General features: G+C 73.4%; 14 protein-coding genes and 1 pseudogene. 10 read left to right on the top strand and 5 right to left on the bottom strand.

What is annotated here, in order from left to right; genetic code table 11:
- The first annotated feature begins 152 nt into the window (after positions 1-152).
- Both BIV23_RS15500 and BIV23_RS15505 read left to right on the top strand, forming a co-directional pair.
- On the top strand, positions 153-3,092 hold the full coding sequence (locus tag BIV23_RS15500; protein WP_079173176.1) for a lectin: 2,940 nt from the start codon (positions 153-155) through the stop codon (positions 3,090-3,092).
- 201 nt (positions 3,093-3,293) lie between these two features.
- Entirely contained in the window at positions 3,294-4,472 is a 1,179-nt protein-coding gene (locus BIV23_RS15505; RefSeq protein ID WP_177239906.1) for a PP2C family protein-serine/threonine phosphatase, read from the top strand.
- Between the two features lie 3 nt (positions 4,473-4,475).
- On the opposite strand, the gene BIV23_RS15510 is transcribed toward BIV23_RS15505, so the two are convergent.
- Complete coding sequence (locus tag BIV23_RS15510) at positions 4,476-5,273, bottom strand: maleylpyruvate isomerase N-terminal domain-containing protein (protein ID WP_071381430.1); 798 nt, start codon at positions 5,271-5,273, stop codon at positions 4,476-4,478.
- 95 nt (positions 5,274-5,368) lie between these two features.
- Positions 5,369-7,873 (bottom strand): SpoIIE family protein phosphatase, encoded by a 2,505-nt coding sequence (locus BIV23_RS15515; RefSeq protein WP_071381431.1) that lies wholly within the window; start codon positions 7,871-7,873, stop codon positions 5,369-5,371.
- 609 nt (positions 7,874-8,482) lie between these two features.
- Between BIV23_RS15515 and BIV23_RS15520 the strand changes: the two genes are divergently transcribed.
- Entirely contained in the window at positions 8,483-9,247 is a 765-nt protein-coding gene (locus tag BIV23_RS15520; RefSeq protein ID WP_071381432.1) for a GNAT family N-acetyltransferase, read from the top strand.
- 23 nt (positions 9,248-9,270) lie between these two features.
- Here BIV23_RS15520 and BIV23_RS15525 read toward each other — a convergent pair whose 3' ends face one another.
- Positions 9,271-9,900: a DinB family protein gene (locus BIV23_RS15525; RefSeq protein ID WP_071381433.1), complete on the bottom strand. Its 630-nt coding sequence runs from the start codon at positions 9,898-9,900 to the stop codon at positions 9,271-9,273.
- Positions 9,900-10,910, bottom strand: a complete 1,011-nt coding sequence (locus tag BIV23_RS15530; RefSeq protein ID WP_071381434.1) for an alpha/beta fold hydrolase — start codon at positions 10,908-10,910, stop codon at positions 9,900-9,902. Before BIV23_RS15530 ends, BIV23_RS15525 begins: the two co-directional genes overlap by 1 nt.
- A gap of 183 nt (positions 10,911-11,093) precedes the next feature.
- Here BIV23_RS15530 and BIV23_RS15535 point away from each other — a divergent pair, with 183 nt between their 5' ends.
- The 7 genes from BIV23_RS15535 (at position 11,094) to BIV23_RS15565 (ending at position 20,449) form a co-directional block, all read left to right on the top strand.
- Complete coding sequence (locus tag BIV23_RS15535) at positions 11,094-11,870, top strand: polysaccharide deacetylase family protein (protein ID WP_177239907.1); 777 nt, start codon at positions 11,094-11,096, stop codon at positions 11,868-11,870.
- 169 nt (positions 11,871-12,039) lie between these two features.
- Positions 12,040-13,248, top strand: coding sequence for an EfeM/EfeO family lipoprotein (locus BIV23_RS15540; protein ID WP_071381435.1), 1,209 nt, complete (start codon positions 12,040-12,042; stop codon positions 13,246-13,248).
- On the top strand, positions 13,245-14,471 hold the full coding sequence (gene efeB, locus BIV23_RS15545; RefSeq protein WP_107471178.1) for an iron uptake transporter deferrochelatase/peroxidase subunit: 1,227 nt from the start codon (positions 13,245-13,247) through the stop codon (positions 14,469-14,471). The genes BIV23_RS15540 and efeB overlap by 4 nt, the downstream gene beginning before the upstream one ends.
- Positions 14,472-14,698: 227 nt before the next feature.
- On the top strand, positions 14,699-16,498 hold the full coding sequence (locus tag BIV23_RS15550) for a phospholipase C (RefSeq protein WP_245790540.1): 1,800 nt from the start codon (positions 14,699-14,701) through the stop codon (positions 16,496-16,498).
- A 117-nt stretch (positions 16,499-16,615) separates the two neighbouring features.
- Positions 16,616-17,635: an aminoglycoside phosphotransferase family protein gene (locus tag BIV23_RS15555; protein WP_071381437.1), complete on the top strand. Its 1,020-nt coding sequence runs from the start codon at positions 16,616-16,618 to the stop codon at positions 17,633-17,635.
- Positions 17,636-17,738: 103 nt separating this feature from the next.
- Positions 17,739-18,737, top strand: a complete 999-nt coding sequence (locus BIV23_RS15560) for a hypothetical protein (RefSeq protein WP_071381438.1) — start codon at positions 17,739-17,741, stop codon at positions 18,735-18,737.
- 149 nt (positions 18,738-18,886) lie between these two features.
- Positions 18,887-20,449 carry a N,N-dimethylformamidase beta subunit family domain-containing protein gene (locus BIV23_RS15565; protein ID WP_245790541.1) on the top strand — a complete coding sequence of 521 codons (1,563 nt, stop codon included), beginning with the start codon at positions 18,887-18,889 and terminating at the stop codon, positions 20,447-20,449.
- Between the two features lie 332 nt (positions 20,450-20,781).
- Here the strand turns inward: BIV23_RS15565 and BIV23_RS15570 are convergent.
- A pseudogene (locus BIV23_RS15570) lies at positions 20,782-21,270 on the bottom strand (TetR/AcrR family transcriptional regulator C-terminal domain-containing protein); the annotation flags it as partial.
- Positions 21,271-21,272: the final 2 nt, after the last annotated feature.

Genomic DNA, 21,272 nt, shown 5'->3' on the forward strand with positions numbered 1-21,272 from the left:
ATTTGTTGCCTTTTGCCCTATGGGAAGCTCCGAGATTGAGTCAATGTGTGCGTCGGCCGCGCAACATGACGTCGCGTCACCCGCGCGTCCTTGACAGCGGGGGCGGAAAGCGCCAGCTTTCGGGACAACGTTGTCGAAGGGACACGGTCACGATGACTCGATCCACACGACTCAGAGCACACGGCAGAACTCGCCTGTTCCCGGCCCGGGTTCTGCCGCCCTTCCGACTCCCGTCCGCGCTGGCCGTCGGCGCCCTCGTGGTGGGCCTCGCCGCAGCTCCCGCGCACGCCGCCGCGGGCGCGGCCCGGCTGGTCGCCGACCCGGCCTCCCTCGTGAACCCCTTCATCGGGACCTCGAACGCCGCGGACGACTTCCCCGGTGCCGACACCCCGTTCGGGATGGTCCAGTGGAGCCCCGACACCCCGCACAAGCCGGACGGCGGCGGCTACGAGTACAACGACTCGGCCATCACCGGCTTCGGCCTCACCCACATCGCCGGACCGGGGTGCCGGGCCGGCGGTGACATCCCGGTCCTGCCGACCCTCGGCACGGTGGACGCCCGCGCCACGGACAGCTTCTCGCACGCCCACGAGTCCGCCTCCCCCGGTTCGTACACGGTGTCGCTGGACAACGGCGTCACGACGGAACTGACCGCGACCACCCGCAGCGGCATGGCGCGCTTCACCTTCCCGGCCACCCGCCAGGCGAACCTCCTGTTCAAGCTGACAGGGAGTCAAAACGGTGACACCGCAGCCCAGTTCCACGTGGTGAACAGCAAGGAAGTGCGCGGCAGCATCACCAGCGGCAACTTCTGCGGCGAGGGCAACTCCTACACCGTCTACTTCGACATGGTCTTCGACCAGCCGTTCCAGCACAGCGGCACCACCCCGGCCGCCGCCGCGCCCACCACGCCGCGCACCGACGTCCCGCCCGGCACACCCGAGACGCCGAACAAGCCCGTACTGCACGGCGCCGTCCCCGGCCCGGCCCACTCCTTCGCCGCGGCCGCTCGCGGCGCCGACGGCTACGTCACCTTCGACACCTCCGCCCATCGCACCGTCCAGGCCAAGGTCGGCATCTCGTACGTGTCGGCCGCCGGCGCGACCGGCAACCGCACGGCGGAGAACCCCGGCTGGGACTTCGCCAAGGTGCGGAACGCGGCGCACACCTCCTGGAAGTCACTCCTCGGCCGGGTGCGGATCGCGGGCGGCGCGGCGGCACAGCAGACCGTCTTCTACACGGCGCTCTACCACGCGCTGCTGCACCCGAACGTCATCAGCGACACCGACCGCCGCTACCCCGGCTTCGACGGCACGGCGCACACCGTCGACAAGGGACACGCCGCCGCCTACGCCAACTACTCCGGCTGGGACGTCTACCGCTCGCAGGCCCAGCTCGAAGCCCTGATCGCGCCGCGGGTTGCCTCCGACACCGCGCAGTCGATGGTCGACGACTACCGGCAGACCGGGCTGTTCCCCAAGTGGTCGGAGAACAACGGCGAGACGTACGTGATGGTCGGCGACCCCGCCGACGAGATCATCGCCGACTACTACGCCTTCGGCGCGCGCGACTTCGACACCGCCGCCGCCCTCAAGGGCCTGATCGCGGAAGCCACCACGGCCAACAACAACCGCCCCGGCCTCGACTACCTGGAGCAGATCGGCCGGCTGCCCAGCAACGGCAGGTACGGCTGCTGCAACTTCTACGGCCCCGCGTCCACCACGCTGGAGTACGACTCGGCGGACTTCGCCCTGTCCGCGCTCGCCGGGGCCCTCGGCCACGGCGCCGACCAGCAGCGGTTCGCGAACCGGGCCCAGGACTGGCAGAACCTGTTCCGCTACGCCGGCGGCTTCGTCCAGCCGCGCGACGCCTCCGGCACCTGGACCTCGGGCTTCTCACCGACGTCGGGCAAGAACTTCGTCGAGGGCGACTCCTGGCAGTACACGCCGATGGTGCCGTTCAACGTGCACGGCCTGGCCACCGCCATGGGCGGCGACGCGGCGCTGGCCAAGTTCCTGGACCAGGACCTGTCCTCGCTGACCGGCGCCGGCGGCTACACCAACCTGGGCAACGAGCCGAGCCTCAACATCCCCTGGGAGTACGACTACATCGGCCGGCCTTACCAGACGCAGGCGGTGGTCCGGCAGGTCCAGGACCAGATCTGGACCGACAGCCCGTCAGGTCTGGCCGGCAACGACGACCTGGGCGAGATGAGCTCGTGGTACGTGTGGTCCGCCCTCGGCATGTACCCGGAGACCCCGGGCACCGCCGACCTGGCCCTCGGCAGCCCGCTGTTCACCCAGGCCGTGATCACCCTGCCGTCCGGCCACACCCTCACGGTCGACGGAACCGGCGCCGCCGACAACGCCCCCTACGTCCAGTCGGCCACCTGGAACGGCACGGCGTGGAACAAGGCGCACGCCCCCGACGGCGCCCTCACCAGCGGCGGCACCCTCGGCTATGTGCTGGGCACCTCGGCCAACACCTCCTGGGCGTCGGACGCCTCCGCCGCGCCGCGCTCCTACCCCGGCTCGCCCTCGTACACCGACGTGGGCACCTCCGGTGACACCGCGGCCGGCTCGGCGAACTTCGACGGCGCGGGTTTCAGTTACTCGGCGCGCGCCCTGGCCGGACAGGGTGTCACCCCGGGCGCGAAGGTCGCGGCCGGCGGAGTCTCCTTCACCTGGCCGAGGGTGGCGGCCGGCGCCGCGGACAACTACGTGGCCAACGGGCAGACGCTACGGGTGTCGGGCTCCGGCGGCATCTCCTTCCTGGGCGCCGCCAACAACGGCCCGGCCTCCGGCACCGCGACCGTGACGTACACGGACGGCACGACCCAGTCGGTGCCCCTGGCCTTCTCCGACTGGACCCTGGGGGCGGGCAGCGCCTCGCCGCTCGCGGACAACACCGTCGCGGTGACCACCCCCTACCGCAACCAGGCCGGTACGTCGTCCGACACCACCACGACCTACGTGTTCGCCACCAAGCCGGTCGCGCTGGCCGCGGGCAAGACGGTCGCCGGCGTGCGGCTGCCGTCCGACGTCGCCTCCGGCGGCCTGCACGTCTTCGCGATCGGCTTCGGCACCGGCTGAGCCGAACGGAACATGCCGCCCGGTGGAGCAATGACCGGGATTCCGGGGCACGACCCGCCAGGCTGGACGGCTGTCGAGGTCGTGTGACACAGGAGTCCGGGTGCGAGAACCACGTAGGCCGAACCGTCGGGTGTGCCGTCCCGCCGAAGGGACGGCACACCGCGGGGCCGAGGCCGGAACGTCCGCGCCCCGGAGCGACGGATGAGCCAGGCATCCACCGACCTGGAGACGGACGGCTTCTCCGACCCGCGGACCCTGCCGCCGGCTCCGCTGTGGCTGCGCTGGCTGCCGGTCCTGTACGTGGCCGCTTTACTGGCCGTGGAGCCCCTGACGCCGGTCGACTGGCCGGTCAGCTTCGCGCTGATCGCCGTACCGCTGCTGGCGGCCTTCGCCTACGGCCCCGTCGGCGTCGCCGCGGCCACGGTGTTCTCCGTGGTCTTCGAGGGCGTGCTGGCCGGCACCCCGTGCTGCGCGGGCCGGTCCGTCGGCTACCTGTGGGACCGGCACTACGTCGCCTCCTACATCTGTACGGCCCTGGTGGGCACCCTCGGCACGGTCCTGGCCGCCCACCGGATCCGGCGCGAGCGCACCCTCGCCGACGTCCGGTTCGTGGCCGACATCGCGCAGCGCGTCCTGCTGCGGCCGGTGCCGCACCGGATCGGGCATCTTGAGCTGGAGAGCCTCTATCTCTCGGCCGCTGCGGAGGCACGGATCGGCGGTGACCTCTTCGAGGCCGTCCCCACCGGCTACGGCGTCCGGCTGCTCATCGGTGACGTGCGCGGCAAGGGGCTGCTCGCGGTGGAGACCGCCGCCACCCTGCTCGGCGCGTTCCGCGAGGCGGCGTACGAGGAACCCGATCTGGCCACGCTCGCCGCCCGGATGGAGACGAGCATGGCCCGCAGGGCGGAGCGGCTCGGCGGGGACGAGACGGTCGAGCGGTTCATCACCGCGATCTTCGCCGAGATCCCGGCCGACGGCGGACTCGTCTACGTCGTCAACTGCGGCCATCCGCCGCCGCTGTGTCTGCGGGCCGGCGAGGTGAGCGAGCTGGACAGCGGGCGGTCGGCGCCGCCGCTGAACATCGGGATGCTGGTCCCGAACCCGTACCACGTCGACGTGTACCCGTTCTGGCCCGGCGATCAGCTGCTGCTCTACACCGACGGCGTCACGGAGACCCGGGACGTGTCGGGCACGTTCTATCCCCTGGCCGAGCGTGTCCGCTCCTGGGGTCCGCTGCCGCCCAAGGAGTTGCTCGCGCGCCTCCACGACGACCTGCTCGCCTACGGGCAGCACGGCCTCCAGGACGACACCGCGGCCCTCGCGGTGTGCCTGCTGCCCGGCGCGCAGCCGCCGACGGCCCCGCCGCCGACGGCCGAGTGAGCGTCAGAAGGCGGTGTGCGCGAACCAGTTGTCGAGGACCGCGGCCGGTCCCGAGACCTCGTAGCCGGGCTCCTGGTACGAACGGCGACCGTAGAGGAGCAGCAGGAGGCCGGCGGCCGGGGCGCGCACGGCCACCGTCGCCTCGGCGTCCTCCCGCGCTACCGGACGGAACCCGTCGGGGTCCAGGCGCACCCGCCACTCCTCGCCGGTGTCCGTGCTCACGAACGCGAGCGTCTCGCCGTCGCCGCGCAGCTTGGTCACGCCCGGGGCGAAGAGGCCCGCGTAGGGCAGGTTGACGAGGAACTCGTCGACGCCGTCGGCCGCGAGGGCCGGCTCGATGTCCGCCTCCGCGCCCGCCCGGCCGCCCACGGCGTGCTCCGCGTCGACCCGGTGCACCAGCGTCTCGAAGAGCATCCGGCGCGCCCAGAACCCCGCGCGGCGGTCCTCGCCCCAGACCCACATCGGGGCCTCGGGATCGGTGTCCCGCAGGACGGCCGCGACGGCCGGCTCCCCCGCGGCCACCCAGCCGGGCCACTCCCGCTCGTCCTCGGGCAGCCCCAGCTCCACGTCGCGACTGCGCGGCGGCTCCTGCACGCGCTGCGTCAGCAGCGTGGCGAACCAGCGCTGGAGGGAGCCCACGTGCCGGGTGAGGTCGGCGAGCGTCCAGCCGGGGCAGGCCGGCACGGCGCTCGCGAGGTCGGCGTCCTCGACCGTCGCGGCGAAACGCAGGGTCTCGCGGGCGACGGCCTCGCGGTAGGTGTCGTACGGCAGGGGGTGCCCCTGCCCGCTGGTCGCTGCCATCGGCTGCCGCCGTCCTGTTCTGTTCTCGATACGGATGTCCGGTACGGATGTCGCGTCGGTGACAGTCTGGCGCTTGGAGTCCGCTCCAAGGCAAATCACGGGTCCGGGAGCGGGTCGGGCAGCGGATCGCGGAGGGGCTCCGGGATGTCCTGTTCGGCCCAGATGATCTTGCCCTGGTCCGTGTACCGGGCGCCCCAGCGCAGGGCGAGCTGGGCGACCAGGAAGAGCCCGCGGCCGCCCTCGTCGGTGCTGCGGGCGTGCCGCAGCCGGGGTGCGGTGCTGCTGGCGTCGGAGACCTCGCAGGTGAGACGGGCGTCGCGGAGCAGCCGGAGCCGGATGGGCGGTGCGGCGTATCGGATCGCGTTGGTGACGAGTTCGCTCACCACGAGTTCGGTCGTCAGGACCAGTTCCTCCAGCCCCCAGTCGCGCATCTGCCGGGTGGCCCGGGCACGCAGGTCGCCGACGGCGGCCGGGTCGGGGGGCACCTCCCAGGAGGCGACGCGGCCCGCGCCGAGGACGTGGGTGCGGGTGAGCAGGAGGGCGATGTCGTCGGGCTGAGGCACGGGCACGAGCTGCCGCACGGTGGACGCGCACAGCGCGTCCAGGTCGTCCCCGGTGCGGGCGAGGACCGCGCACAACCGGGCCATGCCCCGCTCCACGTCGTGGTCGGGGCCCTCGATGAGGCCGTCGGTGTAGAGGCCGAGCAGGCTGTTCTCGGCCAGTTCGATCTCGGCGGCCTCGAACGACATGCCGCCCAGCCCGAGCGGGGGCCCGGCGGGGATCTCCGGGAAGCCGGCCTCGCCGTCGGGGGTGACGACGACGGGCGGCGGGTGTCCGGCGCGGGCCATCGTGCAGCGCCGGCTGACCGGGTCGTAGACGGCGTAGAGGCAGGTCGCGCCGACGAAGGTGGTCGTGGAGCGGGCCGCCGCGCCGGCGGCGGTCTCCGCGTCGCTCAGCCGGAGCACGAGGTCGTCGAGATGGGCGAGCAGTTCGTCGGGGGGCATCTCCATCTCGGCGAGGGTCTGCACCGCCGTCCGCAGCCGGCCCATGCTGGCCGCCGCCGTGATGCCGTGGCCGACCACGTCGCCGACGGCGAGGCCCACCCGGGCGCCGGACAGCGGGATCACGTCGAACCAGTCGCCACCGACGCCGCCGGACGGGTCCGCCGGCAGATAGGTGGAGGCCACGTCCAGTGCGGTGCCGCCGGTCAGCGCCGGGGGCAGCAGGCTGCGCTGGAGCGTGACGGCCGCGTTGTGTTCCCGGGTGTAGCGGCGGGCGTTGTCGACGCACACCGCCGCACGGGCCACCAGCTCACGGGCGACCAGGACGTCGTCGGGGCCGAAGGAGACCGGGTTGAGGGTGCGGGCGAAGGTGGTGAGGCCGAGGACGGTGTTCCGGGCCCGCATCGGCGCGGCGATGAGCGAGTGCAGGCCGTACTGCCGGATCCGCTCCGCCCGCAGCGGCTCGCGGGTGGACCACTGCTCGTCGGCCGGGTCGACGACCGGGATGAGCAGCGGCTCGCCGTCGATCAGCAGGTTGGCGTCGTACGGCGGCGGAACGAAGTCGACCCTGTCGCCGACCTGCGCGATGGCCTCGGGGCAGCCCTCGCGCGCCGAGCGCATCGCGGCCCGGCGCATCACCGGCCGGGCGGGCGCGGGACCGGCGTCGGGCAGCCAGGCGCCGTGGCCCTCGGTGCTGAGCACGGGTTCCAGCAGGTCGACCACGACGAAGTCGGCGAAGCGGGGGACGGCGAAGTCGGCGAGTTCCTGGGCGGTCGCCGCCACGTCGAGCGTCCGGCCGATGCTGGTGCCGGCCTCGTTGACCAGCGTCAACAGCTGCCGGGCGTGCCAGCGCTCGGTGACGTCCTGGACCATGTAGCAGACGCCGGTGATGGCGGCGTCGGCGTCGACGAGGGGGAAGAACGAGGTCGAGTAGGCCCGTCGGCGGTGCGGGTCGGCCCAGCTCCAGCCCTCGTACTCGTAGTCGGTGACCGGCAGTCCCGACGCGAGCACCTTGCGCATCAGCGTTTCCAGGGCCTCCGCCTGCAGGCCCGGGAGCAGCTCGCTCAGCCGCCGTCCCAGCCGCTCCTCCCGGGGCACCCCGCCGAGGTGCTCCAGCGTGTCGTTCAGCCACACATAGCGCAGCTCCCGGTCCATGACGGCCATGCCGACCGGGGCGCGGGTGAGGAAGTCGTCGAGGACGGACTGGCCCATGGTCCACTGCCGGTGCCGGTCCCGCGCCGAGACCAGGAAGCACGTGTCCGCGCCCACCCGGAAGGAGGCGGAGACGCGCAGCTCGACGTCGAGGGCGCGGCCGTCCCGGTGCCGTACGGCGATCCGCCCGCTCCAGCCGTTCCCGGTACGGCACCGCTCCACGATGCCGGCGAGCCGGGCCGGGTCCTCGGGCACGGCCAGCAACGGCGCGGCGGAGCGGCCGACGACCTCCCGTTCCGGGTAGCCGAGCAGTGCCGTCGCGCAGCGGGTCCAGCCGACCACGACGCCGTGTTCCGAGATCACCGCGGTCGCGTCGCCGGACGCGTCGAAGAGCTCGCCCGGTCCCGCCGCCGGCGGTACGGCACCGTCCTGTCGCGCTGGTTCCATCAGTTTCACCCTTACACCACTATGAGCCTGCTTGTCCGCCGGTGTGCAGGCAACCGGTGGACAGCGGGGCCTCCGCGTGGCCGGGCGGCACCGGGCTCGCCGGGCGTCGGGCCTCAGCGTCGGCGTCGGCGTCGGCCCACCGGAGCGCCCGGCGATGGGGCCGCCGCCCCCGGCAGACGCAGACGGTCCCCACCGAGGCGCCGCGTCGTCCCGGGACGCGTCGAGCAGCGCGTGGACCTCGTCCGCGGGCAGCTCCGGCAGGGGCGCCGCCGGTCGGTCCCGACGCCAGGTGGTCGACCGCGCCCCGAGGAGCGAAGAGCGACGTGGTGTCCGGCGTGTATGGTATTTCCTTCTGCAGCAGAGCAGTTGACGTCCCTCCTCATCGTGAAGGGAGCGAGGTCCGTGGTTCCGGCGTCCCGCAGCGGCCGCCGCCGGTACTGAACCGCCCGCCCGGTGGCGGCGTTTCCGGTACCGCTCGTGCCTCGTCACGACGGCCCGACGACGCGGTGTCCCGCACACCGCCCGCCTCCCTCGCGGAGGTCCGTCCCGCATGCCCGGCCACGTCCTGCTCTCAGCTGCCCGTGGCCCCTTCACCGTGAGGTCCTCACCGTGCCCACCGATGTCCAGAGCTTTGCCGTCGCCCACCTCCTGCGCCGCCCGGCGCCACACCAAGTCGGCGGATTCGTCGCCGGGTTCGACCCCGCCACGACCAGTCCGTACGTCAACTACGCCACCCCTCTGCCCGGTGCCGAGCCCACGGACCGGGACGTCGCCTACCTGATCGCCGCGTTCCGGGAACGCGGTCTGCGCCCCCGGCTGGAGTTCGCCCCGGACGGCGCGCCCGCCGTGGAGCGGGTGTTGCGCCGGGCCGGGTTCACCACGGAGGCGGTGCACACCTACCTGGTCTGTACGGCGGCCACGCTGACCGCGCCCGGCCCCGGTTCCGGCCCTGGTCCTGTGGAGGTGGAGCGCCCCGTCACCGACGCGGACTACACCGCGCTCGACGCCGCGCTGTCCGAGGCCTTCGGCGGTGAGTTCCCGCCGTCGCCGCAGGGCGCGGCACGGCTGCGGCGCACCGAGGAGGGCGGCGGAGCCGTCCGGTTCGTCCGTGCCGCCGCCGGCGGCTGTGCCGGCGGAGCCCTCTGCTCGGCGCCCGCCGAGGGCACCGCGGAGCTGGCGGGCGTCGGCACCGTCCCGGCGTACCGGGGCCGGGGCATCGCCGCCGCGGTCACCCACGACCTGGCCGCGACCCTGCTCGGCCGGGGCGCCCGGTCGGTGTGGCTGGAGTACTCGGGCGAGGGCTCGCGCCGCGTGTACGAGAGAGTCGGCTTCCGGCCGGGCGGCACCCGGCTGTACGTCTCGCTGGAGGCGTGACCCCGAGCGCCCGCGCGCCGCGGTCAGACCGCAGGCCGGCCGGCGCGGTAGAGGTCGCGCAGGAGCGCGATCTCGGCGCCGTGGTGCAGGACTTCCTGGTTGACCCACCACACGATGTCGAGGAGCGGCTCCTCCGCGTCGCTGCCGTACGGGTAGCCGCAGTACCCCACGGTGTCCAGGGCCGCGTCGTCCGCGCCCAGCAGGGCCTGCCGCCAGGCGGCGGCGCCGTCCGCGAAGGCCGCGATCGCCCCGGCGGCGTCCCCGTGGACGGGATGCCGCTCCCGGGTCGCCGAGCGGGTCCCGGCGGTGTGGTCGGCGCGGAGGGCCAGCATCTCGGTGAGATGGCTCAGGCGCCAGGCGAGGGTAGTGACCGGGGGCGGCCACGGGTGCGGGTAGGCCGCGGCGTCCCGCCCCCAGGTGCCGCCGCCCGCCAGGAGGGTCGCGCGGGGGCCGGGCCCGTCCGCGCGCCGGCGCACGGACCAGCAGCCGGGGACGGGTTCCCAGAAGTACTCGTCGTCGGTGAGGGGTTCGACCCGGGTGTCCGTGCCGTCGCCGCTGTCCATGACGGGTCCGGTCAGTCGGCGCAGGAGCCGCTCGCGGGCGAAGTCGAACTGGTCGAGCAGCGGCTGCAGCCGGGGCGGTGGTGTCGTCATCAGTGCCTCCTCGTGGGACGGACCGGCGCCGGGCCGCGGGCGTACCGGCCGGTGGCCGCCACCATCGCCTCGGCCACGCCCGTCGCCCCGGCGTTGTGCCCGGTGTCGCCCACGGGCACCAACTCGCTGTCGGGCCGGGCGTGATGGAGCCGCCAGACGCTGCCGAGGAGGTTGCCGAAGTCGAGTTCGCCCTGGGCGAGGGTGCCGGGGACGCCCTTGAGCAGGTGCGCGTCGCGCAGGAGCACACCGTCGCCGCTCGCGCCCGCACCGTCACTCTCTCCCTCGCCCTCGCCGAGGAAGTGGCCGTTGCCCCGGTAGTGCGTGACGGTGCGGGCGAACCCCATGCGGAACACGGGGTCTTCGTAGCGGGCGACCGAGCGCGGCGGTGCGGGGATCACGGCCGTCTCCCAGTCGGTCCGGGCCCGCGCGGCGCGCTCCCGCACCTCGGGGTCGGGCGATTCCAGCAGCCGGTTGCAGGCGGCGGAGAGGTTGCCGTCGCGCTCGCCGTCGGGCACCCCGGACCGGAACCGCTCGAAGGCCTCGGGGAAGATCCGCCCGAGCCCCCGGGTCAACTCGGCGTCGGATCCGGTGGCGACCCCGGTCAGCACGAGTTCCGAGACGACGCCCGGGTGGGTCTGGGCGTAGCGCAGTGCGAACACCGAGCCGAAGGAGACCCCCCGCACGAGCCACCGGTCGATGCCCGGATGACGGCGCAACTCCTCCAGATCGGTGGTGAGTTGGCCGGTCGTGTTGACCCTCATGTCGGTGTCGGGACGGCTCGCGTGCGGGGTCGAACGGCCGCTGCCGCGCTGGTCGAGCAGGACGATCCGGTAGGCGGCCGGGTCGAACAGCCGCCGGCAGGAGGGGGTGCTGCCGGACCCGGGGCCGCCGTGCAGGACGACGGCGGGCTTGCCGTCGGGGTTGCCGCAGGTCTCCCAGTGGACGTGGTTGCCGTCACCCACGTCGAGCATGCCGTTCTCGTACGGTTCGATCTCCGGATACCGAGGCATCCGGGCACCGTAGCGCAGCCGGGGGGCGGGGCGTTCCCGGATATACGCTCGGTCCGCTCTGTCGCGGAAGCGCCCCGGAATTGTCCGTGATCGGTAACAGAGGGATCCCGTGATCAACCCGGCCCGTCCTGACAGGTGCACAGGAACTCGGCGGTAGGCCACGGAAACAGAACAGGGGCGGACATGGCGCGGCACAACGGGCGGGGCTGGTACGGCCGGATGATCGCAGCGGCGGTCGGCGTGACCGCGGTCGCCGCCGCCACCTCGGTGTGGACCGCGCAGGCCGGTCCGTCGTCGGGCGGCACCGCGGCGGCGCCGGGTGCGTCGGCGCGGCACACCGCACCGACGAAGGTCACCGTGTCCCCCGACATCGCCCACGCCTCGGACGGCGGCGAGCACGCGGTCAACATCACCATCGACGACGGCCCGGATCCGGTGTGGACCCCGCAGGTGCTCCAAGTGCTGCGCGAGAACGGGGTGAAGGCGACGTTCTGCATGATCGGCCCGCAGGCGCAGGCGCACCCGGATCTGGTCCGCCAGGTGGTGGCGGCCGGGCACCGGCTGTGCGACCACACCGTGTCGCACGACACCACGATGGACAAGAAGTCCGAGGCCTACCAGTCGCAGCAGATCCTGGACGCCGAGCAGCAGATCACCAAGGCGTCGGGGGGCGTACGCCCGATGTACTACCGGGCCCCGGGCGGTGCGTTCACGCCGTACAGCCGTCGGCTCGCCGCCTCGCACGGGATGCGGCCGCTCGGCTGGAACGTGGACTCCAAGGACTTCGAGCGGCCGGGCACCCGGACCATCGTGGCCACCGTCCGCGGCGAGCTGTCCAACGGGCCGACGATCCTGTTCCACGACGCGGGCGGCGAGCGCTCGCAGACCGTGGCCGCGCTGCGCATCCTGCTGCCGCAGCTGAAGCAGCAGGGCTACTCCTTCGGCTTCCCGGTCCGCTGAACGGGCCGCTGTAGCAGGCGGCCACACCCGATGGCCTGCGCTCACGTTCGGGAACACCATGGTGAACCCAGGGCGAAATCTTGGCCACCGATTCATGGGTACGGCCGTTCGGATCCGGAGCGGCGCCTACCATGAGGGCACTGCACACGTCGTTCCGGAAAGGCTCGCCATGCCGTTGCCTCGCCTCGGCACGCGGTCCGTTCGTCTCCGGACGGCGCCCGTCGTGTTCGTCGCCCTCTCCGTGGCCCTCGCGGGCACGGCCCTGGCGCTGTCCCCCGGGGACGGGCACGGCGGCGGGCACGGCGACGACGCGTCCCGGCACACCGTGATCGACGTGTCGCAGAGCCACTGCGGCCAGGGCTGGACCCGCCCCGGGCCCGGGCTGCGCACCTTCGATCTGCACAACTCCTCCGACGGCGCCGCCGAGGTCTATCTCGAGGATCCGGCGAGCCAGGCGGTGTACGGCGAGGTGGAGGGCATCGGGCCCGGTACGACACGGCAGTTGACCGTGCGGCTGGGCAGGGGGGCGTACGCGTTCAAGTGTGTCCCCGACGACGCCGACGCGGTCACCGGGCCCACCGTGCGCATCACCTCCGGACAGCGCGGCCCGGGCGCGGCGCCGGTCTCCGAACACGACCTCATCCCGCCCGCCCTCGCCTACCAGAAGTGGGTCGGCGGCGGACTCGACGACGTCGTCCGGCTGACCGCGCGGCTGCGGCGGGACATCGACGGCGGCGACCTCGGCGCCGCCCGCACGGACTGGCTGCCCGCACATCTGCAGTACGAGCGCCTGGGGGCCGCCTACGACGCCTTCGGGGACGCGGACGCGCAGATCAACGGCACGGACGCGGGGCTGGCCGACGGGGTGCACGACAAGGGCTTCGCCGGGTTCCACCGGATCGAGTACGGGCTGTGGCACGGCGAGTCGGCCGGCGGGCTGCGCGCCCCGGCGGCGGCGCTGGTCGAGGCCGTCACGGGGCTGCGTGACACATGGGCGCAGACCCGGATGGACCCGGCCCAACTGGGGCTGCGCGCGCACGAGATCCTGGAGAACACCGTGCAGTTCGAGCTGACCGGCCGCACCGACTACGGCAGTGGCAGCAACCTCGCCACCGCCCGCGCCAACCTCGACGGCACCCGCGAGGTGCTGGCCCGGCTGCGCCCGCTGCTGACCACCCGGTACGCCGATCTGCCGGGCCTGGACCAGGAGTTGGACCGGGCCCAGCGCACCCTCGACGGTTTCCGGAAGGGAGCCCGCTGGGCCTCGCTCGACGAACTGACCCGCGCCCAGCGGGAGCAGAGCGACGCGGTTCTCGGTGATCTGGTGGAGCGACTGGCATCGGTGGCCACCCTGTGCGACCCGCGGAGGACCGTGTGAGCGGCGACGGACGACCCGACGGCCTGGCCCGGCGCGGCTTCCTGCGGGGCGCCGCCCTCGCGGGGGCCGGTCTCGCCACGAGCGGAGCGGCGGCACCGCAGACCACGGCCGCCACGACGGACGCGATCGCCCCCTTCCACGGCGTCCACCAGGCCTCGGCGATCGCCGCCCCGCGCCGCACCAGTGTCCTCGCCGCTCTCGACGTGACCGCCGGGACGCGCGCCGAACTCGCCGACGTGCTGCGCACGTTGACCGACCGGGCCCGCTTCCTCACCACCGGCGGGACCCCGGCGCCCGTCGGCATCACCGGCCCGCCCGCCGACTCGGGCGTCCTCGGTGACCAGCTGCCCGCCGGTCAGCTGGCCGTCACCGTGGGCGTCGGCGCCTCGCTCTTCGACGACCGGTTCGGACTGGCGGCCCGCAGGCCCCGGCTGCTGACCGCGATGCCCTCCTTCCCGGACGACGACCTCCGGGCGGACTGGTGCCACGGCGACCTCAGCCTGCACCTGCACGCCGACGAGCCGGACACCACGCTGCACGCGCTGCGGGACATCGCCCGGCACACCCGGGGCGCGCTCCAGGTGCGCTGGCGGCTGGACGGGTTCAGCAGTCCGCCCCGCCCGTCGGGCACCCCGCGCAACCTGCTGGGCTTCAAGGACGGCACCGCCAACCCGGACGCCACGAGCGCCCGGGAGATGGACCGGCTGATCTGGGTCGGCAGGGGCGCGGGCGAGCCGGAGTGGGCGGTCGGCGGCAGTTATCAAGTGGTGCGGCTGATCCGCATGCTGGTGGAGTTCTGGGACCGGGTCTCGCTCGGCGAGCAGGAGCGGATGTTCGGCCGCGCCCGGGTCTCCGGCGCACCGCTGGACGGCGACCACGAGCACGACACACCGAAGTACGCGGACGACCCCAAGGGGGACGTCATCCCGCTGGACGCGCACATCCGCCTGGCCAACCCGCGCACACCCGCCACCGCCGACCAGCGCCTGCTGCGCCGTGCCTACAACTACGACCGGGGCATGGACGCCAACGGCAACCTCGACATGGGCCTGCTGTTCTGCTGCTACCAGCAGGACCTGAAGCGGCAGTTCGAGACCGTGCAACACCGGCTGGCGGGCGAGCCGTTGACGGACTACATCAAGCCGTTCGGCGGCGGCTACTTCTTCGCGCTGCCCGGCGTTCGGGACACGGCCGACTGGTACGGACGCGCCCTGCTCGGCTGAACCCGTCCTGCTCCGCCCAGCCGAACCTGTCCGGACAACTTGGCGACTCATATGGTCAACACACAGTCAAGTTTTGCCCTAGCATCCATGACTCGGTGTTCACTCACAGGCCATCATGGCTCCGCCGACGCGCCGCGCGGCAGGCACAGCATCCGTGCTCGTACGACGTACAGACGTTCTGTCCGGAGGGGTTGACCACCATGGCCAGCAGAGGAAGACGAGCCGCTATGCGGAGCCTGGGAGCGCTCGCGGGGGCCGCCGCGCTCACCGTGCTCGGCAGCAACGCGCCCGGTTGGGCCGCGGCGCCCGAGACGCACGGCGGGCATTCCTCGACCGCCACGCCGATCAAGCACGTGGTCGTGCTGTTCGACGAGAACATCTCGTTCGACCACTACTTCGGGACCTACCCGAAGGCCGCCAACACCGACGGCACGAAGTTCACGCCGTCGAAGAACACCCCCAAGGACATCGACACCCTCGCCCACGCGGGTCTGCTGACGAAGAACCCGAACCAGTACGCACCGAAGCGGCTCTCGCCGTCGCAGGCGATGACCTGCGACCAGAACCACTCCTACGGGGCCGAGCAGTACGCGTACAACGGCGGCAGGGCCGACCAGTTCGTGCAGAACACCGAGGTCGACAAGTGCAGCGGCGGCCTGTTCGGCGAGCCGGGCCTGGCGATGGACTACTACGACGGCAACACCGTCACCGGCCTGTGGAACTACGCCCAGCACTACGCACTGAGCGACCGTTCCTACAGCTCGAACTACGGCCCGTCCACGCCCGGCGCGCTGAACCTGATCTCGGGCAACACGCACGGCGCGGTCTCCATCGACCCCAAGACCGGGCAGCAGACCGCGAAGCCGGACGCGTACGCCATCCAGTCGCCCGACGCCAAGGGTGTCGGCACGGTCATCAACGACCCCGACCCGGCCTGGGACGACTGCTCCGGCAAGGACCACACGAGCAGCAACGCGCTGGCGTCGCTGCAGGGCAGGAACATCGGTGACCTGCTCAACGGCAAGAAGGTGACCTGGGGCTGGTTCCAGGGCGGCTTCCGTCCGTCGACCGCGTGGAACGGCTCGTCCGGCTCGTACGCGAAGTGCGACACCGCGCACACCAACGTGGGCGGCGCGTCCGTGGTCGACTACAGCCCGCACCACAACCCGTTCTCGTACTACAAGTCGACGGCCAACCCGCACCACCTCGCGCCGAAGTCCGTCTCCGAGATCGGCCACAACGGTCAGGCCAACCACAACTACGACCTGACCGACTTCTCCGCCGCGCTCAAGGCGGGCAAGCTGCCGTCCGTCAGCTTCCTGAAGGCCGGCGCGTACCAGGACGGCCACGCCGGCTACTCGGACCCGACCGACGAGCAGCACTTCCTGGTCAACGAGATCAACGCGATCCAGAGCTCGCCGCAGTGGAAGTCCACCGCGATCGTGGTCGCCTACGACGACTCCGACGGCTGGTACGACCACGCCTACGTCACCCCGAGGAACGGCTCGACGGACTCCGCGACCGCCTCCAACGGCAAGGCGACCGACAGCCCCGCCTGCCAGAAGGGCCCGAAGGCGGCGGGTGGTTACGCCGACCGCTGCGGCCCCGGCACCCGGCAGCCGCTGCTCGTCGTCTCGCCGTACAGCAAGGTGAACAAGGTCGACCACACGCTGACCAACCAGGCGTCCATCACCCGCTTCATCGAGGACAACTGGAGGACCGGCCGCATCGGTGACCACTCCTTCGACGCGACGGCGGGCTCCCTGTCCTGCATGTTCGACTTCCGGCACCCGAACGACAAGCAGGTGCTGCTGAACTCCGACGGCTCGGTCAAGCACGTCGGCCCGATCCGGCACATCTCCCCGGTGAGCACCAGCATCACCCCAGGCCCGGCGATGCAGAACACCGCCGCCACGACGGACGCCTCCGGCTTCCCGACCCTCCCGGTCGGCCTCGGCGTGGGCGCCCTGCTGGCCGCGGGCGCGACCGGCACGTACCTGACGCTGCGCCGCAAGCAGCGCGCCTGATCCACCGCTTGACGACGCGCCCCCGGTCGGTGACCGGGGGCGCGTCCGCATGCCGGGGGCCGAGCGGAAAAACCGCTGGCTGCGGGGCGTTCGTGCTGGTGGGATGGTGTGGTGGCGATGCGACAACAGCGTGCGGACACCGTCGACCGGGGCGCCTACGCGGACGCGGTGACCCCGTGGGAGCAGGAGTCCTGGCGAGCCTCGGCGCTGGGCTGGGTGCGGGAGCGGCTCGCCGAGCGCGGGCTGCGGGTGAGCGGTGACCTCGCGGTGCGGCTGCGGCCGTGGTCGGTGCTGGTGCGGGTGCCCGTCGACGGGCGTGGTGGGCCGGGCGCGGTCTGGTTCAAGGCCAATCCGCCGGCCAGTGCCTTCGAGGGCCCGCTGACGGCCGCGCTGGCCCGCTGGGTGCCGGAACACGTGCTGGAGCCGCTGGCGGTCGACGCCGGGCGCGCGTGGGTGCTGTTGCCCGACGGGGGCGAGCTGTTCCGGACCGCGCTCTCCCGGGCTCCGGTCGAACCGCTCGCCTGGGAGCACCTGTTGGGCCAGTACGCGCACCTGCAGCGGGCGCTGGTCCCGTACGCGGGCGACATCGAGCGGCTGGGCGTGCCCTGCGCCCGGACCGCGGCTCTGCCCGAGGTCTTCGACCGGCTCCTCGCCGGGGCGCCGGCGCTGGAGCCGCAGGCGCGCGCCCGGCTGGAGCGGCTGCGGCCCCGGCTCGCGCACTGGTGTGCCGAACTCGCGTCACTCGGCGTCGAGGACACCCTCGACCACGCGGACCTGCACGACGGTCAGCTCTTCCGGCCCGCGCCGGACCGGTTCACGTTCTTCGACTGGGGCGACGCCGCCGTCTCGCACCCGTTCTGCAGCCTGCGGATCCCCGCCGAGAAGGCGATGGCGCGGTACGGCCCGGAAGTGCTGCCGCGGCTGCTCGACGCCTATCTGGAGCCGTGGACGGGGTCCGGCCGCACCCCGGCGGCCCTGCGGCGCGCGGCCCGTCTGGGATGGCGGCTGAGCGCCCTGAGCCGTGCCGCGTCCTGGGGCCGCGTCTTCCCCGGCCCGTCGGGCCCGCCCCCGGTCGCCGCCCAGGGCGCGGAGTCCTTGCTGGGGCTCCTCGACGAGCCCCCGATCCCCGGACGTTGACCGGCCCAGCCCGCCCACGCGGGACGCCCGTTCCAAGGGCCCGCCGTGAACCGGACCGCGCCTCCCCTCGCCCACGCCCCGCCCACGGCGGACACTGGACTCCATGACCCGCACTCCCGTGCCCGCGGCTCCCCCGCCCGGCCGCCGGGCCGTGCTCGTCTCCCTGGCCGGCATCGCGCTCGCGGGCTGCTCCGCGTCCCGCACGGCCCAGCAGTCCGGAACACCGGTGCCGTCCCGGCCCACAGCGTCTGCGTCCCCTTCACCTTCCTCTGCCCTGCCGCACACCACGCCCTGGCGGCCGACCTCCGCCGAGGTGCAGCCGGCGGCCAAGCTGCGGGCCGTACAGCTGGTGGAGGCGATCGGTTCCTGGACCGCCGGACGGGCCGGGGCGGCGGCGGCCGGGGCGCGGGTCGCGGCGCTCGGGCTGCCGACCGGCCTCGTCGGGCAGGCCGGGCCGCTGCTGTCCACGGCCGACCAGGCGGCGCTGCAGGTCGTGGACGCGCAGTACGGCGGGATCCTCTCCCGGTCCGCCAGTGTGCTGGTGGTCTGCCGGCAGTGGACCCGGCACGGCGACACGGTCCGGGCCGGCGGGACGACGGTCGACGTGCGGCTCTCCGCGTCCGGCGGTGCCTGGACGGTCGACGCGCTGCATCCGGCGGAGCCCGGACCGGCGGCCCGCTCACTGGCCCCGGAGGTCCGCGCGGCGCTGGCCGACGACCGGATCGTGCTGCCGCCCGCCGCGGCGGCCGACCTGCGCAGCGGTCAGGTGCACACCGGGGTGGCGCGGGCGATGCTCGCGCTGGCGCGGACGTACCGGCTGGAGGTGAGCGTGGTCCGCTCCGGGCATCCACTGGACGTGTTCGGCACCAGCCGGCCCAGTGACCACCCGCGCGGGCGGGCCTTCGACGTGTGGCGGATCGACGGGCAGGCGGTCGTGGACCCGGCGACCTCGCGCGCCCTGATCGAGCGGTTCATGCGGGACGCGGCCGCCGCCGGGTCGTACAACGTGGGCGGCCCGGTGCTGCTGTCGGGCGGCGGCCCCGACCAGTTCTTCAGCGACGCCACCCACCACGACCACGTGCACGTCGGCTTCCGTACCTGAACGGGACCTGGCGGGACCCGACCGCGCCCGGCGCCGTCACCCGTACGGACGCGTCCCGGCCCCGGCGTTCCCGCACCGGCGCCGCCCTGCGGTTGCGCCGGGCGAGTGAGCGCCCCGACGCTGGAGCACGGACACATCCGGGAGGTGGCATGGCTCCGGAACCCGAGCCCACACCCGCGCGCGACGGCTCCGGACTCGGCCGCCGTCGCTTCCTCACCGTGTGCGCGGGCCTCGGCCTCGGCACGGCCGCCGCGTGCACGGCCGCGCCCCCGCACACGCGCTCCGGCGCCTCCCCCGGCGGACGGCTGCGGCCGGAGTCGGAGCGCGACGCGCCGGGTACGGCCGAGTGGCGGCTGGGCTCGACGGGCCCCGCGGACGCGGTGGCCGGGTACGCGGACCGGGTGAGCGTGACCCCGGGCGAGGCCTTCGCGCTGCATGTGTCGACCACGGCGGCGTCGTTCCGGGTGTCCGCGTTCCGGGTCGGCTGGTACGGCGGCCGGCAGGCCCGCCGGATCTGGGCGTCGCCACGGATACCCGGCCGCGCCCGGCCGGCCCCGCGCGTCCTGCCCGCCACCCGCACCGTGCGCGCGGACTGGCCTGCGGCCCTGGCCGTGGACACCACGGGGTGGCCGGAGGGCGCGTACCTGCTGCGGCTGGAGGCGGACACCGGCCACCAGCGGTACGTGCCGCTGATCGTCCGCTCCACCGAGGGCGCGGGCCGTACGGTCCTGCTGCACGCCCCGGCGACCTGGCAGGCGTACAACCGCTGGGGCGGCAGCAGTCTGTACGCCGGTGTGTCCGGGGCGTACGCCACACGGTCCCTCGCGGTGAGCTTCGACCGGCCCTACGACGCCGACGGCGTGGAGAAGTTCCTGGTGTACGAGCGGGCGCTGGTGGTGCTGGCCGAGCGGCTGGGCGTCCCCCTCGCCTACAGCACGGGCGTCGACGTCCACCGGGATCCGGGCGTGCTGCGGGGCGCGCACGCGGTCGTCTGCCTGGGGCACGACGAGTACTGGACGCCCGAGCAGCGGGCCCATGTCACCGCCGCCCGGGACGCGGGGACCAACATCGCCTTCCTCGGCGCCAACACGTGCTTCCGGCGGATCCGGCTGGCCGCGGGGGACGGGGCGGACGACCGTACGGTGGTCTGCTACAAGTCCGACTGCCGCGCCGACCCCCTCTACGGCTCACGGCCCGCGCAGGTCACCACCGACTACCGCCTGCCGCCCGCGCCCGACCCCGAGTCCTCGCTGACCGGGGTGCTCTACGAGGGCTACCCGGTCGACGCGCCCTATGTGGTCCGGGCCGCCGACCACTGGCTGTACGAGGGCACCGGTGTGCGCTCCGGGGACGGCTTCGCACATCTCGTCGGCGTCGAGTACGACCGGGTGACGCCCGGCGCACCGACGCCCGCGCCGCTGGAGATCACCGCGCACTCCCCGCTGGTGTGCGGCGGGCGGCCCAGCCACAGCGACTCGGCCTACTACACGACCGCCGCCGGGTCGGGTGTGTTCGCGACCGGGACCATGCGCTGGGTGGAGGGCCTGGTGGCCGGGACCGGAATGCTCGGCCGCGACCACGGGATGGACGCCCGCACCCGGGCCTTCGTCACCCGCACCACGGAGAACCTCCTGCGGACGTTCGCGCGCGGACCGGCGGCCCGGCACGCCCCGCCGCCACGCGCCAACGTGCGTGATGTATACGGGGACTGACGTTACATCAGGTGCTGTCCTCAGCCTGTCGGGGCGCCCCGTCCTCCCGACCGCATGTGCTCCCTGCGGGCGTTGTTGTAGGCCCGCAGGTGAAGCTTGGCGACGGCACAGGCCGCACCGTCGGCATGGCACTGACGGCACGTCCGCACGTGCTGCTCATAGGTGTGGCGCGCGTTTTCCAGCGCTTCGTGGGAAGACGACATCGAGATCTCCGGGCAGGGCGCGTCGCGACGGACGCGCCTGGTTGACTGACGGGTAACACCCGGAGTCAAGGTGATCATGTTACTGGCGGTACTGGGAAACCCGCCGGTAACCACGCTCGCGGAGCGCCCTCAGCCGTCCTCGCGCACCACCCGCGCGTGGTTCATGAACGCCGTCAGCCCCACCTCGAAGGCCCGGTCGGCGCGCCCCTCGCCCACGGCCGCGAGGGCCTCGGCGAGATGCGGGGTGGGGGCGTGCTCGGTCAGCTCCCACATGGTCTCGGGCGCGGCGAGGTCGAGGGCGGAGCCCAGCACCAGGTTCTCCAGGGCGATGACCAGCGGCATGATCAGCGCGCGGTCGAAGCCGGCCGCGAGCAGCAGGCTCACCGCACGCTCGTACTGCGCGAGAACGCGGGGCGCGCGGACCGGCGAGGTCATGAGCAGCGGGATGGCCCGGGGGTGCGCGGCGAAGGCGGCGCGGTAGGAGCGAGCCCAGGCTTCCAGGGCCTCGTCCCACGGAGTCAGCTCCAGGGTGCCCGGATCGATCGCCGAAGCGACGCGCTCGCGCAGCAGTTCCACTATGCCGTCGCGGCCGTCCACGTGGTGGTACACCGAGCCGGTCG

The sequence above is a fragment of the Streptomyces monashensis genome (assembly GCF_001866665.1).
GTDB classification, from domain to species: Bacteria; Actinomycetota; Actinomycetes; order Streptomycetales; family Streptomycetaceae; genus Streptomyces; species Streptomyces monashensis.

Excerpts from the sequence above, each read along its gene's own strand:
- BIV23_RS15500 (WP_079173176.1), top strand. The coding sequence starts at position 153 with ATGACTCGATCCACACGACTCAGAGCACACGGCAGAACTCGCCTGTTC.
- BIV23_RS15505 (WP_177239906.1), top strand. The coding sequence starts at position 3,294 with ATGAGCCAGGCATCCACCGACCTGGAGACGGACGGCTTCTCCGACCCG.
- BIV23_RS15510 (WP_071381430.1), bottom strand. The coding sequence starts at position 5,273 with ATGGCAGCGACCAGCGGGCAGGGGCACCCCCTGCCGTACGACACCTAC.
- BIV23_RS15515 (WP_071381431.1), bottom strand. The coding sequence starts at position 7,873 with ATGGAACCAGCGCGACAGGACGGTGCCGTACCGCCGGCGGCGGGACCG.
- BIV23_RS15525 (WP_071381433.1), bottom strand. The coding sequence starts at position 9,900 with ATGACGACACCACCGCCCCGGCTGCAGCCGCTGCTCGACCAGTTCGAC.
- BIV23_RS15530 (WP_071381434.1), bottom strand. The coding sequence starts at position 10,910 with ATGCCTCGGTATCCGGAGATCGAACCGTACGAGAACGGCATGCTCGAC.
- BIV23_RS15535 (WP_177239907.1), top strand. The coding sequence starts at position 11,094 with ATGGCGCGGCACAACGGGCGGGGCTGGTACGGCCGGATGATCGCAGCG.
- BIV23_RS15540 (WP_071381435.1), top strand. The coding sequence starts at position 12,040 with ATGCCGTTGCCTCGCCTCGGCACGCGGTCCGTTCGTCTCCGGACGGCG.
- BIV23_RS15550 (WP_245790540.1), top strand. The coding sequence starts at position 14,699 with ATGCGGAGCCTGGGAGCGCTCGCGGGGGCCGCCGCGCTCACCGTGCTC.
- BIV23_RS15555 (WP_071381437.1), top strand. The coding sequence starts at position 16,616 with ATGCGACAACAGCGTGCGGACACCGTCGACCGGGGCGCCTACGCGGAC.
- BIV23_RS15560 (WP_071381438.1), top strand. The coding sequence starts at position 17,739 with ATGACCCGCACTCCCGTGCCCGCGGCTCCCCCGCCCGGCCGCCGGGCC.
- BIV23_RS15565 (WP_245790541.1), top strand. The coding sequence starts at position 18,887 with ATGGCTCCGGAACCCGAGCCCACACCCGCGCGCGACGGCTCCGGACTC.